We start from the raw sequence: 13,108 nt of genomic DNA, 5'->3' as shown, positions 1-13,108 counted from the left end.
TTCAGAGAGGCATTTCAAGGGCGCTTTGGTAACCATCCGCAGCGCCATTGACAAACAAGTGATGATTTTATTACTAATTTATTAGCTCGATTCAGGAGCAAATACGCCCGAAGACAGATAACGATCACCGCGATCGCAGATGATACAAACGATGGTCGCCTGCTCAAGCTGCTGCGCCAGGCGTAGCGCGCCAGCGACGCTGCCGCCGGAGGAAACGCCGCAGAAAATGCCTTCTTCACGCGCCAAACGACGCATGGCCACTTCCGCTTCCTGCTGACTGATATCTAACACCTGATCGACACGACGTTGATCATAAATCGTCGGCAAATAAGCTTCTGGCCAACGTCGAATGCCCGGAATAGATACCCCTTCCGCAGGCTGCAAACCGATGATTTGCACCGCTGGGTTCTGCTCTTTTAAATAGCGCGAGGTCCCCATGATGGTGCCCGTAGTGCCCATCGAGCTGACGAAATGCGTAACGGCACCCTTAGTTTGCTGCCAGATTTCAGGGCCGGTACCGTGATAATGAGCCTCCGGGTTGTCCATGTTTCCGAACTGGTTCAACACCTTGCCTTGGCCTTGTGCCTGCATATCTAGGGCTAAATCTCGCGCTCCCTCCATACCTTGCTCTTTACTGACCAAAATCAGCTCAGCGCCGTAGGCCTGCATCGCCCAGCGCCGCTCCATGGTGGCGTTATCCGGCATGATCAAGATCATCTTGTAACCCATGATCGCCGCCGCCATCGCCAAGGCGATGCCCGTATTACCACTGGTCGCTTCAACCAATGTATCGCCGGGTTGAATGTCGCCGCGTGCTTGTGCCCGCTGGATCATCGACAACGCCGGGCGATCCTTTACAGAGCCTGCCGGATTGTTACCTTCCAACTTGAGCAACACTGTGTTGCTAGAGTCAGCAGGCAGCATGCGCTGTAAACGAACCAAAGGAGTTTGCCCTACACAATCGGCGATGGTTGGGTAGTTGTGAGTCACCTGAGTGCCTTATCGGTTAGTGAGACGCTGCGCATCATAACGATAGGCGCGGCAAAATCGTAATAGCCAAACGATATTTGCTTATGAAGTCATGTAAAGTCGAGATTTTACGCTGGCTGGCCAGCTGTCCGTTGCTCTGCCGTAACGCTACCGATACCCTAGGGCAGTCAGCTGATTCGCTAATAAGGCCAGTATGAAAAAGTGGAGTGTCCAGAACCAGATTTTGCTGTTGGCCATGTTGCCCGGCATTGTGGTGTCGTTATTACTCGGCGGCTTTTTTGTTCTGGATCGCAGCCACGCCTTAAGCGACCTGCTGGAACAACGCGCGTTGGCCATTGCCAAGCAGCTGGCACCGACCTGCGAATACGGCGTCATGACTGGCAATACTGGCATATTACAGAACATTGCCAACAGCATGCTGGAAGAGCGCGACGTTCGAGCGGTCAGCATCTATAACCAGGACGTGCAGATGTTGGCTCATGCTGGGCCGAAAATGCTCACCGAGCGCATGGGGGCAACGGAGCTCAGCAGCGACCAACTGCAGTTACTCAGAACCGACGGCTCCATTCGGGTACGCGCCCCGGTTTATGCTGAGCATTTGGTGATCGCAGAGCAGGTGTCCGATCAGTTTTTCGCCGAGTCCGACTCAGCTCCGCCGCAACTGCTGGGCTGGGCAGAATTGGAGCTGTCCACCACCAATACCCGCCTGGAGCAGTATCAGCACTTGGCCACGGCCTTAGCCATTATTGTCGGCTCGCTGTTTTTCTGCCTACTGATGGCGGTACGCATCAGCCGTCAGGTATCCGCACCGCTGGCTCACATCGTCGAATCGATTGGCAAACTCGAAGACGGCCACCTCGATACTCGTATCCACATCGAGGATGGTGGTGAATATCAGTTGCTATCGTCTGGTGTGAACTCGCTCGCCAGTGCATTGCAACGAGCTCATGTCGAGCACCAGCAGACGCTGGAGCAGACCACACGTGACCTGCAAGAAACCCTGGACGAACTAGAAGTGCGTAACCACGAGCTGGCCATCGACCGCAGCCGCGCTTTGGAGACCAGCCGAGTGAAATCGGAGTTTCTGGCCAACGTCAGCCATGAGATTCGCACACCTTTGAATGGCATTATGGGCTTCAGTGATGTACTTGGACGCACGCCACTGACGCCGCACCAGCAAGATTTTCTGCACACCATTCAGCGCTCATCCAAAGATCTGATGCGCATCATTGACGACATTTTGGATATTTCCAAAATCACCGCCGGCAAGCTGGCACTGGAGCGCGAGCCGTTTACGCTGCGCGATGTCATCGACGATGTATTCACTATGTTGGCGCCGCAAGCACATAGTAAACAACTGGAGCTGCACCACCTGCTCTATTCCGATGTGCCTGTATGCTTGTGCGGCGACGCTCTGCGCCTGAAGCAAATTCTCACCAACCTAGTCAACAATGCCATCAAGTTTACCGAGCATGGCCACGTCACCTTACAGGTGTCCCTCATCAGCCGCGAGCAAGATCGCGCTACGTTGCAGTTTATTGTGCAAGACACCGGCATCGGTATGGACGAACAGCAGACCAGCCGCTTGTTCCAAGCTTTCAGTCAGGCGGACTCCAGCACTGCGCGCAAATTTGGTGGTACTGGCCTGGGGCTGATCATCGCCCGAGCGTTGGTTGAAGCTATGCATGGTGATATACAGGTGCATAGCGAACCCGGCAATGGCACGACATTTACTTTTTCGGTTGATTTAGAGCTGGCTGATGAGCCATTCAGCGAAGCCTTTGATCGCACACCGCACGTGGCGCTGTACGAGCCACACAACCTGTCGCGCATGAACCTAAGCAATCTATTGCAACAATGGCAAATGGCCGTGATCGACATTGCTCAGCCGTCGGAACTGACGCAGTGGCTGACCTCGCCCTCTCACCCGGTGGATGCCATCATAGTGTCGTTAGAAGGCGACACCTCTCAGTACGACTTCAGCCATAGCAAAACCCCGGTCATTGTCCTCAGCCATAGTTTTCAAGCCAGTGCGCTAGAGAGCTTAGAAGCATTAGGGGCCTACATCGCACTGACCAATCCCTTCTCCCATCGTAAATTGAAAGCAGCATTGGACGCTGCCATTCACGGCGATATTCAAGAGAAAAGCGACGACACGCCCTCGCAATCACTGCCTGCGCCCGGAAACGTGCCGGTCCCGACGGTACTGGCCGTCGACGACAACGATGCCAACTTGAAGCTGGTCATTACCCTGCTGCAGGAATTAGGGGTGAAAGCCATCGCCGCCACCTCGGGCCATGCCGCTATCGAGCAATGTTTGCAGCATACCGTGGACATGGTGTTCATGGACATTCAGATGCCCGGCATGAACGGTCTTGAAGCCAGTCAGGCGATACGTAAATTGCCTGGCAAAGCACGACTGCCCATCATCGCGCTGACCGCCCATGCCATGGCCGACGAAAAAGAAGCGTTGCTTAAGGCTGGCCTCAACGACTACCAAACCAAGCCCATCAGCCAGCAACAACTGGCCGACAGCATTCAGCAATGGACGCGCTACTCCAGCGCCTACCAGAGCGCTCCCACCGGCGATGCACCGCGAGCAGACTGTGTCATGGACGTAGCGACCGCACTGCAAGTCACCAGCAACCGCCCGCATCTGGCTGAAGAAATGTTTGACATGCTGTTGGACTCACTGCCAAAAGACCGAGCCGCCATCGTCGAGCAATGGGAGTTGGAAGATTACGACGGTTTGCTGGCAGCAGTGCATCGGCTGCACGGTGCCACACGCTACTGCGGCGTACCCTGCTTACGCCAGGCACTGGACGAGTTCGAAACCGCGCTAAAAGGTCGCGTTGTGCATACCTTTCCACAGCACATGAAACACTGCATGCAACAAGTCGATAGCTTGCTGCAATGGGCCGACAGCAACGATTGGCGTGCCATGCTCGGTGTCACACCTGTGGCAGAGCCAGAAACTCTGGATAAGTGATCGATACAGTCAACACAACCGTCAGCGGCTGAGCACAGCAAATGCCTGCACCCAACTGCCGTCATCGGAGAGGCTGACCCAAGCGGTACGTCCACCCAGCGACTCCAGTCGCTGTTGTGCTGCACCAGATAGGCTGACCAAAGGGGCACCGGCTTGGTCACGCAGTATTTGCAGCTGTTGGAAACCAACACCTTTTGCGATACCGGTCCCCAGCGCCTTCGCTAATGCCTCTTTGGCGGCAAACTGCTTGGCCACAAAGTTCATCGAACGCTGACGCTGATGCCACAGCGCTTGCTCTGGCGGCGTTAGAAACCGCTCGATCAAACGCTCTCCGCGGCGCTGCCAGGCTTGCTCCATGCGCCTGGCATCCAGCAAATCAGTGCCGACTCCGACAATGGCAGGCAGGCTTTCGAGCTCCCTCATCGACGCTGCAGCAGTGCTCGCATATCAGCGACGGCTTTCGGCAAACCAACAAACACCGCGCGCGCCACCAAGGCATGGCCGATATTCAGTTCATTCATGCCGTCGATGGCAACGATGGGCTCAACATTGTGCTGATGCAAACCATGACCTGCATTGACGATTAAGCCACAGCTGCGCGCATAAGCAGCCGCCTGCTGTAAGCGCTGCAACTGCTGTTGCTGCTCGGCCTCGGTCTCGGCATCGGCATAGGCACCGGTGTGCAACTCGATAACCGGCGCCTGACAACGCAGCACCGCATCAATCTGTTGTTCGTCGGGATCGATGAACAAAGACACTTCGCTACCCACCTCACGCAAACGCTGCACCGCAGCAGCCACCTCAGCCTGCTGAGCGACGACATCCAGGCCGCCTTCGGTGGTCAGCTCTTCGCGTTTTTCCGGCACCAAACAACAGGCTTCCGGCTGCACTTCCTCGGCCAGCAACAGCATGTCTTCCGTCACCGCCATTTCTAGGTTCATACGTGTCGTGAGGGTTTCCTTTAATACATACACATCGCGCGTTTGAATGTGTCGGCGGTCCTCTCTTGGATGAATGGTGATGCCATCCGCACCGGCTTGCTCCGCCAGCATGGCCGCCATAACCGGATCGGGGTAACGCGTCCCACGTGCCTGCCGCAATGTGGCTACATGGTCAATATTGACGCCAAGCAAAACGCGCTGAGGATTTTTCATGGTTTCACAATTCCTGTGTGGATGATGACAACAAACACCGGCTGATCAGCGGGCGAGGTAAATGATACTGCAGAGCAGATTGCAATGTATTGCGAGCAAGCCGCCATAAATCAGCTCGATCGGTGCCTGCAGCGTACTGCAGTAAGTCGCTACCACAGACGGCAGAGGGACTGCGCTCGGTTGGCTGCCAGCCAGCCGGGGCAGTGAAGCGATACCATGTACCTTTGACGATGGCATCACCCTGGGTATCGGTTTGCCAGCTAAACCCCAGACCGAGCGAATTCAACAGGGTTTGTTCAAATAGCCGTAACCAAGGAAATGGATGATCCTCGGCCGCCAGCCCTTTTAGCGTCTCAGTGTACACATCGAATAATTGTGGCTGTGGCTCTTGGAGAGGCAACAATAGGGACAACAGCTCGGTAGCGTAATAACCGCAAGCGAATGCTTGCTCCGACCAGCTGGAGTGCCATTGCCGATGGCACATGGGCAACCGCGGCCAGCCGTCCTGCTGCTGCCAGTCGCCGACAAACAGCTGGTGTAAATCCAGCTGTTTACGAACGTCTGCAGTCAACCACAAGCGGCCGTCGTCGCGACTGAAGACTTCCACTAACCACTCGTGTTCGCGCCAGGGCTGTCGCTGCAACAGCCAAAATGGCCTCACTGATCGTCGTACCCCAAGCTGCGCAAGGCACGCTCATCATCGGACCAGTTGGACTTCACTTTCACCCACAAATTCAGCATCACCTTGGTATCGAATAGCACTTCCATGTCTTTACGCGCTTCTTCGCCAATACGCTTCAGGCGATAGCCACCATCACCGATGACAATACGCTTTTGAGAAGAGCGCTCTACCAAAATCAGGGCACTGATTTCCAGAATTCGGCCATCGTGAACAAACTCTTCGATTTCCACCGTCATGGCGTAAGGCAGCTCATCTCCCAACTGGCGCATGATTTTCTCACGCACCAACTCCGCTGCTAAAAAGCGTGAGCTTCGATCTGTAATCTGATCTTCTGGATAAAAGTGCATGCTTTGTGGCATAAAACTGGCGATCAGCTGCTCTAAGCGGTCGACGTTATGACCTGTTTTCGCACTGAGCGGCACAATTTGCTCAAACGGGTGGCGCTCATTGAGCTGCTGCAGATATGGCAACAGATCCTCTTTTTCACGCACAAAGTCGACCTTATTAACCGCCAACACGATTGGCGCTTTTTGCTGACGAATGGCTTGTAATACCATTTCGTCCTCGTCCGTCCAGCGCATACGATCGACCAGCATCACCACCAGATCCACATCTTTCACCGCTGTGGTGGCTGCACGATTCATAAAACGATTAATCGCCTTATCGTGATGCTTGTGAATCCCAGGGGTGTCGACATAGACCACCTGAATGTCATGTTCGGTTTTGATACCCACCACTTGATGCCGGGTGGTCTGTGGTTTACGCGAGGTAATAGACAGCTTTTGTCCCAGAATGCGATTGAGCAACGTCGATTTGCCCACATTCGGACGCCCCACGATGGCGACAAAACCACTGCGCTCGCTCATACGCCCTCCTGATTTTGCAAACCCAATTGCTTTAACACTCGCTCCGCAGCCGCTTGTTCAGCGTGACGACGACTATTGCCCTTGGCAGTTAACGGACTGGCCAATTCAGGAACGCTGCAGCTCACAGTAAATACCTGTTCATTCGTAGGGCCCACAACCGATTGCACGTCATAGACTGGCAACCGTAGGCGATGTTTTTGCTGATATTCCTGCAAACGCGTCTTAGCGTCTTTGACCGGGTCTTCCAACGTCAGGTCTTGCAGACGACTCTGGTACCAAATCAGCACCACTTCGCGCGTTTTTTCTAATCCGCTTTCCAGATAAATCGCGCCGATTAATGCCTCGACGGTATCTGCCAGAATCGATTCACGCCGGTGCTCGCCACTTTTGATCACGCTACTGCCTAGAATCAAAAACTCGCCCAGTTCAAACTCCCGTGCAACCGAAGCAAGGGTTTTGCCGCGCACCAATTGCGAGCGCAAACGAGTAAGCTTGCCTTCTTTGGCCTGTGGAAATTGCTTGAATAAAGCGTCGGAAATAATAAGGCTGAGAATCGAGTCGCCCAGAAACTCTAAACGCTCGTTATTTTTCCCGCCTTTACTGCGGTGTGTTAAAGCTAACTGTGCGAGCTTTTCGTCAGCGAAAGCATAATGCAGACGCTGGCCGAGTTTTAGCAAAGGATCATTCACCGATCAAACACCACTTCGTGCTGGAAACGCGCCACCAAGTCAATATTGGCCATCACATTGTCGCGGCGTTCATAGGGCCAAGATAAAGTGAGCCGATCTCTCGTGCGCTCAATTTCCAAAGTGTCGATAGAAACGTTTATATTATTAAAGCGCAATCGCTCTTCCAATAAGCGCCGAATATCCCGGTTAGTGCTTTTACCATCAAGCTCTTCATTGCTTACGATAGTTTGTAGAATCTGCTTCACCATAGTGTCATCAACAAACATAGGAACAAGCGCCATACCAGTGCGTATGGCTACCACAGCAACCACCAACACCAGCAAAATCATCGGCATCGAGATGCCACGCTGCTTACTTATCAACATTATTCTTTCACCTGTAGTACCGCGAGGAATGCAGACTGCGGGATTTCCACACTACCGATCTGCTTCATACGCTTTTTACCTTCTTTTTGTTTCTGCAGCAGTTTCTTCTTACGGCTGACATCACCACCGTAGCACTTTGCCGTCACATTTTTGCGTAACGCCTTCACATTCGTACGTGCTACCACCTGATTGCCGACTGCCGCCTGAATCGCCACATCAAACATTTGACGCGGAATCAGCTCCTTCATTTTTTCGGTTAGCGCTGCGCCACGGCGACGAATATTATCTCGGTGCATAATCACCGCCAGCGCGTCTACCCGATCACCGTTTACCAATACATCCAAGCGCTGCAGTGGCGCTTCCTGGAAACGTACAAAATTATAGTCCAGTGACGCAAAACCACGACTTGCTGACTTAATGCGGTCAAAGAAGTCCATTACTACTTCCGCCATCGGCAGTTCGTAGCGCAGCGATACCTGATTGCCTGTGTATTGCATGTCCATTTGCACGCCGCGCTTTTCGACACACAGCGATATGACATTGCCCAAGTACTCTTCTGGCACCAGGATATTGGCTTCACAGATCGGCTCGCGCATTTCCTCGATGCTGCCCACATCAGGCAACTTGGACGGGTTGTCGACCTCCAGTAGCTCACCTTTACGCGTAACCACCTCGTAGACAACTGTTGGCGCGGTAGTGATGAGATCCAGATCGTACTCACGCTCCAGTCGTTCTTGGATGATCTCCATATGCAGCATGCCTAAGAAGCCGCAGCGGAAGCCAAAACCCAATGCATCGGATGACTCAGGCTCATAAAACAAGGAGGCATCGTTCAGTGACAGTTTCTCCAGCGCGTCACGAAAGTTCTCGTAATCATCAGAGCTGACAGGGAACAGCCCGGCATATACTTGCGGTTTCACCTTCTGGAAGCCCGGCAAGGCGTCACTGTCTTTATGCTTGGCCGCAACAATGGTATCCCCCACTGGGGCACCATGAATGTCCTTGATGCCAGCGACCAAATAGCCCACTTCACCTGTACCCAAAGAGCCGGTTTCTTTGCGTTTGGGGGTGAAAATACCGACACCGTCGACGCCATGATCACGGCCAGTCGATTTAATGTGGATCTTATCGCCTTTCTCAATGCGGCCGTTTTTCACCCGAATCAACGACACAACACCTAGGTAGGGGTCAAACCAGGAGTCAATAATCAAGGCTTGCAGCGGGGCTTCGGTATCGCCCTCTGGCGCAGGAATGTGCGCCACCAGATCTTCCAGCACATCTTCAACATTGAGGCCGCTCTTGGCGCTGCAGCGCACCGCTTCAATGGCATCGATACCAATAATGTCTTCGATTTCCTGCGCCACTTTGTCCGGGTCGGCTTGTGGCAAGTCCATCTTGTTCAACACCGGGCGTACTTCCAGCCCCATATCAATGGCGGTGTAACAGTTGGCTACCGATTGCGCTTCAACGCCTTGGGCAGCGTCAACTACCAATAGGGCACCTTCACAGGCCGCCAAAGAGCGCGATACTTCGTAGCTGAAGTCAACGTGCCCCGGGGTGTCAATGAAGTTGAGCTGATAAGTTTTGCCGTCGCGAGCGGTGTAATCCAGGGTCACACTTTGTGCCTTGATGGTGATGCCGCGCTCGCGCTCGATGTCCATGGAATCCAGCACCTGCTGCTGCATTTCACGATCGGACAAACCGCCGCAGACCTGAATGAAACGATCCGACAAGGTGGATTTGCCGTGGTCGATATGGGCGATGATGGAGAAATTGCGAATGTGGTCCAGCTGGCTCACAGAGTAACCCGATGATAGTTGAAATGGTCGGGGATTTTACTGCAAAGCCAGCGCCATGGCTATTCGTCGCCTGCGATGCAGGCGACGGTCGCGTTTAGTCTGTCACTTGCAGAGGCAGGAACATGGCCGATCCGCGGCGCACAATGCGCACCGGAACGCTGCGATTCTTCGGCAAATCGCTGACCGCGCGGCGGAAATCCTCCACTGAGCGAATCGCTTCACTGTTGAGCATGGTGATGATGTCACCATTGATCATGCCAGCCTGTGCTGCTGCGCCGCCCTGCACTTGCTTGATCACTACGCCATCGCCGTAGCGATTACGCTGGGAATCTGTGAGCTCAGCGACCACCACTCCAAGGCGATTACTGCTTTGCTCTTGCGGACCAGAGCCAGACGCCAATTCGACGTCATCACCATCTGGCAGTACGCCAATCTCGACGGTGATGTTTTTGCGCTTGCCGTTGCGCACGATCCGTACCTTGGCATCACTGCCAGGCTTCACCCGCCCTACCTGATGCGGCAAATCCGACGACAAGTGAATCGGCTTGCCATTAAAGTGGGTAATGATATCGCCGTTTTGCAAACCTGCGTCCTCGGCTGGGCTACCCGGCATTACCTGCGCGACCAAAGCACCGGCTGCTTTATCAAGACCAAACGACTCGGCCAGATCTTTATTCACTTCCTGAATCACCACACCAAGCCAGCCACGGCTCACTTTTCCGCGCTCTTTCAGCTGATCTGCTACATCCATCGCGACATTAATAGGAATGGCAAACGACACCCCCATAAAGCCGCCCGAGCGGGTGTAGATCTGTGAGTTGATACCCACCACTTCGCCGTCCAAATTGAACAGCGGGCCGCCTGAATTGCCTGGGTTGATGGCAACATCGGTTTGAATGAAAGGAACGTAGTTCTCGCGCGGCAAGCTGCGGCCCAGCGCACTGACAATGCCAGCCGTGACCGAATAGTCAAAACCGAAGGGCGAGCCAATCGCAACCACCCACTCGCCCACTTCTAAACGGTCCGAATCTCCCAGCTCAACGGTGGGCAAATCTTCCGCTTCGACTTTTAACAAAGCCAGATCTGAACTGGGGTCCGCGCCGATTAAGGTGGCGCTTAATTCACGGCGGTCATTCAGGCGCACCAAAATCTCATCGGCATCCTGAATCACGTGATTGTTGGTCAAAATATACCCGTCGCGAGACACAATAAAACCAGATCCGAGCGAGGATTGCTCTTGCTGTCCGCGAGGCATGGGCGCCCCGAAAAAATGTCGGAAGATTTCCGGTACATCATCTGGCAAACCGTAGCGACGCATCGACGGTTGGCTGTGCTGGACGGTGGAGATGTTCACCACCGCCGGCGAAGTCTCTTTCACCAGATCGCGAAAATCAGGCAAAGACGCAGACGCCGAGGCGCTGACAAGCCAGAGTGTCAGCAAGGTCAAAACAAACGACAATGACTTAGTCTGAATCATGAAATTCCCTCTGAATCAAAAAGGAGCAGCCGCTCCTGTCACAGATGATGAGTTACCAAAGGCTGCCTGATCGTTGGCAACCACATATTCGAAAATCGTTGCGATAACTTACGAGCGAGCAATAAGCCCAATAACAATCCAACGCCTGAAGCCAATACGCTGGCCAACTCGCCAAAGGCTGAAAACAGCACCGCTGACGCCAGCAACAGCAGCAGCGGAATGCCATAGGCCACCAACGCACTCAATGCCAGGCCACCGGTGGGCAATGTAAGCTCAACGTCGTCACCGACCTGCAGCTGGTCTGACTGACAAGCGACCCATAAGCGCATTGGGCGGCCAATATCGGCCAGAGTTTTCTGGCCACAGCCATTCTTCGCTTGGCAACTATTGCACGCACTGCGCTGCACCGCTTCTACCCAAACGCCATCGTCCGCCAGCTCAACCACGCGTGCCCACTCACAAGACATTTAAGACTCCTCCTGCAGCGTTAACAGGGCCGGCACAGAAACAGACGCCGCAATTTTCTCGGCCGTTTGCATCGGCACTTCCCCCACCACGGTAATGCGATAACTGCCGTCATCGCCAAGCACATCGTGCACAATGGCAGCGGTAGCTCCCCATTGCTGGCGCAGCGTCCGTGACTGCTCGGGATTGGATAAGCGATCAACAAACACACTGAATGCCGCCAAACCATCGGTGTACATTAAAGTTGCCAAATGGCGGCCATGACTTTGCCCGCGGTTGACCGGAGCAAAGCCGCTCGGAACCCAACCCGGCTGCCAGGCGTTCGTTGCGGCAACAGGCGAAACTTCGGCGTGATTATGCCGCGCCAAATGATGCCCTTCGTAATCAGGTTCGAACTCCGACTTCGCCATCTCAATGCCGATGGCCACATTGGCGAACTGCAGGCGCTCTAGCACCACGCCATCATGGCGGACCAAGTCAGAGCGCAGCAGCAGTGCGGTATCGCGATCCAGCCATAAGTCGTAGCCAAAACGATACTGATCGCGCGGCAACACTCGAACAATCTGCGTCATACGTCCGGCAATGCGCTCTTCACCCGCCAAACTCAAGCGATACCAGCTTTCTAGATCACCAAGATCGCGCCACAGTTCTGTGTTGAGCGGATTGCTGCTGGTGGGGTTGACGCGAACGGCATGATCGCCTGGATGACTGCAACTGATGGCATGGCCGCGGCGAATGACTTCTCGCCGCTCACCGGTAAGGTGCACCAGCTTTTCGTACTCGGTGTCATCATAGACAGCATGGTTAATGGCCATGGTTTCCCAGCGTTCCGGGGCGCCATAAATCAGCACCCCTTGATAGTTTTGCTCTTTAGCGGCGTGTGACATACGGTCCAGCCAAGAGCGCGCTTCATTGCCCAGCCCGGTGGTTGCCACGACCAACAACATAAGGCCAAACACAGTTCTCACTGACGGCGCTCCTCCGCCTCACGCTCAGGGAAGCTGGCAACACGGGCAAATGGCATGACACCACGGCCGGTATTGAGAGCCGCATGTTCGGTGTGCTGCAAAACGTACTCTTGCAACTGACGCTGTGCATCGGACAACTCGGCTGCCGATTGCGCAGCGGGGGCTGCTTCAACTGCGGCGACCTGCACCGCGTTGCTCTGCACCGGGGTCGTCGCTTCAACAGGGTTTGTCGGCGCTGGCGCAGCGGCCACAGCGGCAGAACCGCCAGCCGGCTGGACACTGTCCAAACGCACACCCAGCAGCACCGCCAGTGTGACCGAGGCTGCCACGGCACCGCCGGTGAGCCATTGCTGCCAAGGCAAAGACCGCCCAGCATGGCTTACACCGGAACCACTGCTTTGAGCAATATGCTCCTGCACCGCTGGGACTTCATCCATCGGCTCGCCATCGATGGCTTGGCGAATGCCGCGCGATAAGTCCACCGTACTGATCGGCTCGTCACGCATCAGTGCGCCCATCATTTGATAACGCGCCCACGTGTCACGCAGCTCAGGCTCGTTCTCCATTTCGTTCAACAAACGCCGCAGCTCCAGCTCTTCGGCTTGCCCATCTTTCAGGGCGGACAAGGTTTCTTTGAGACGATCTTGCATAACTACCACCTTTC

Annotated in this window: 13 protein-coding genes; 1 reads left to right on the top strand and 12 read right to left on the bottom strand. The window is 54.6% G+C overall.

The genetic code is table 11. The annotated features are described in order from the left end of the window. Window positions 1–81: 81 nt before the first annotated feature. Window positions 82–990: a cysteine synthase CysM gene (gene cysM / locus CHH28_RS11175; RefSeq protein ID WP_094060386.1), complete on the bottom strand. Its 909-nt coding sequence runs from the start codon at window positions 988–990 to the stop codon at window positions 82–84. A gap of 193 nt (window positions 991–1,183) precedes the next feature. On the opposite strand from cysM, the gene CHH28_RS11170 reads away from it, so the two are divergent. Then, window positions 1,184–3,979: a response regulator gene (locus CHH28_RS11170; RefSeq protein ID WP_094060385.1), complete on the top strand. Its 2,796-nt coding sequence runs from the start codon at window positions 1,184–1,186 to the stop codon at window positions 3,977–3,979. Window positions 3,980–4,000: 21 nt separating this feature from the next. Here CHH28_RS11170 and acpS read toward each other — a convergent pair whose 3' ends face one another. The 11 genes from acpS to CHH28_RS11115 all read right to left on the bottom strand — a co-directional run bounded on the left by acpS (window position 4,001) and on the right by CHH28_RS11115 (window position 13,094). After that, window positions 4,001–4,402 (bottom strand): holo-ACP synthase, encoded by a 402-nt coding sequence (acpS, locus tag CHH28_RS11165; protein WP_094060384.1) that lies wholly within the window; start codon window positions 4,400–4,402, stop codon window positions 4,001–4,003. After that, entirely contained in the window at window positions 4,399–5,133 is a 735-nt protein-coding gene (gene pdxJ, locus CHH28_RS11160; protein WP_094060383.1) for a pyridoxine 5'-phosphate synthase, read from the bottom strand. Before pdxJ ends, acpS begins: the two co-directional genes overlap by 4 nt. A 4-nt stretch (window positions 5,134–5,137) precedes the next feature. Then, window positions 5,138–5,794, bottom strand: a complete 657-nt coding sequence (recO, locus tag CHH28_RS11155; protein ID WP_094060382.1) for a DNA repair protein RecO — start codon at window positions 5,792–5,794, stop codon at window positions 5,138–5,140. Further along, entirely contained in the window at window positions 5,791–6,681 is an 891-nt protein-coding gene (era, locus tag CHH28_RS11150) for a GTPase Era (RefSeq protein WP_094060381.1), read from the bottom strand. The genes recO and era overlap by 4 nt, the downstream gene beginning before the upstream one ends. Continuing rightward, the gene (rnc, locus tag CHH28_RS11145) at window positions 6,678–7,370 is read right to left on the bottom strand and encodes a ribonuclease III (protein WP_094060380.1); all 693 of its coding nucleotides are present in this window, start codon (window positions 7,368–7,370) and stop codon (window positions 6,678–6,680) included. The genes era and rnc overlap by 4 nt, the downstream gene beginning before the upstream one ends. After that, complete coding sequence (locus tag CHH28_RS11140) at window positions 7,367–7,735, bottom strand: DUF4845 domain-containing protein (RefSeq protein WP_094060379.1); 369 nt, start codon at window positions 7,733–7,735, stop codon at window positions 7,367–7,369. Before CHH28_RS11140 ends, rnc begins: the two co-directional genes overlap by 4 nt. Then, the gene (gene lepA, locus CHH28_RS11135; protein ID WP_094060378.1) at window positions 7,735–9,534 is read right to left on the bottom strand and encodes a translation elongation factor 4; all 1,800 of its coding nucleotides are present in this window, start codon (window positions 9,532–9,534) and stop codon (window positions 7,735–7,737) included. The genes CHH28_RS11140 and lepA overlap by 1 nt, the downstream gene beginning before the upstream one ends. Window positions 9,535–9,628: 94 nt before the next feature. Beyond that, window positions 9,629–11,011 carry a DegQ family serine endoprotease gene (locus CHH28_RS11130; RefSeq protein ID WP_094060377.1) on the bottom strand — a complete coding sequence of 461 codons (1,383 nt, stop codon included), beginning with the start codon at window positions 11,009–11,011 and terminating at the stop codon, window positions 9,629–9,631. A gap of 38 nt (window positions 11,012–11,049) precedes the next feature. Next, window positions 11,050–11,478 (bottom strand): SoxR reducing system RseC family protein, encoded by a 429-nt coding sequence (locus tag CHH28_RS11125; protein WP_094060376.1) that lies wholly within the window; start codon window positions 11,476–11,478, stop codon window positions 11,050–11,052. Beyond that, window positions 11,479–12,444: a MucB/RseB C-terminal domain-containing protein gene (locus CHH28_RS11120; RefSeq protein ID WP_157729887.1), complete on the bottom strand. Its 966-nt coding sequence runs from the start codon at window positions 12,442–12,444 to the stop codon at window positions 11,479–11,481. After that, window positions 12,441–13,094 carry a sigma-E factor negative regulatory protein gene (locus CHH28_RS11115; RefSeq protein WP_094060374.1) on the bottom strand — a complete coding sequence of 218 codons (654 nt, stop codon included), beginning with the start codon at window positions 13,092–13,094 and terminating at the stop codon, window positions 12,441–12,443. Before CHH28_RS11115 ends, CHH28_RS11120 begins: the two co-directional genes overlap by 4 nt. Window positions 13,095–13,108: the final 14 nt, after the last annotated feature.

It is taken from the genome of Bacterioplanes sanyensis (assembly GCF_002237535.1).
Taxonomy (GTDB): domain Bacteria; phylum Pseudomonadota; class Gammaproteobacteria; order Pseudomonadales; family Oceanobacteraceae; genus Bacterioplanes; species Bacterioplanes sanyensis_A.
The sequence above is the reverse complement of the archived record's forward strand: the minus strand, read 5'-3'. Positions and strand labels throughout refer to the sequence as shown.

Bases quoted from the DNA above. Each gene is read 5' to 3' on its own strand.
- CHH28_RS11170 (WP_094060385.1), top strand. From the start codon at position 1,184: ATGAAAAAGTGGAGTGTCCAGAACCAGATTTTGCTGTTGGCCATGTTG.
- acpS (WP_094060384.1), bottom strand. From the start codon at position 4,402: ATGAGGGAGCTCGAAAGCCTGCCTGCCATTGTCGGAGTCGGCACTGAT.
- pdxJ (WP_094060383.1), bottom strand. From the start codon at position 5,133: ATGAAAAATCCTCAGCGCGTTTTGCTTGGCGTCAATATTGACCATGTA.
- era (WP_094060381.1), bottom strand. From the start codon at position 6,681: ATGAGCGAGCGCAGTGGTTTTGTCGCCATCGTGGGGCGTCCGAATGTG.
- CHH28_RS11140 (WP_094060379.1), bottom strand. From the start codon at position 7,735: ATGTTGATAAGTAAGCAGCGTGGCATCTCGATGCCGATGATTTTGCTG.
- CHH28_RS11130 (WP_094060377.1), bottom strand. From the start codon at position 11,011: ATGATTCAGACTAAGTCATTGTCGTTTGTTTTGACCTTGCTGACACTC.
- CHH28_RS11125 (WP_094060376.1), bottom strand. From the start codon at position 11,478: ATGTCTTGTGAGTGGGCACGCGTGGTTGAGCTGGCGGACGATGGCGTT.
- CHH28_RS11115 (WP_094060374.1), bottom strand. From the start codon at position 13,094: ATGCAAGATCGTCTCAAAGAAACCTTGTCCGCCCTGAAAGATGGGCAA.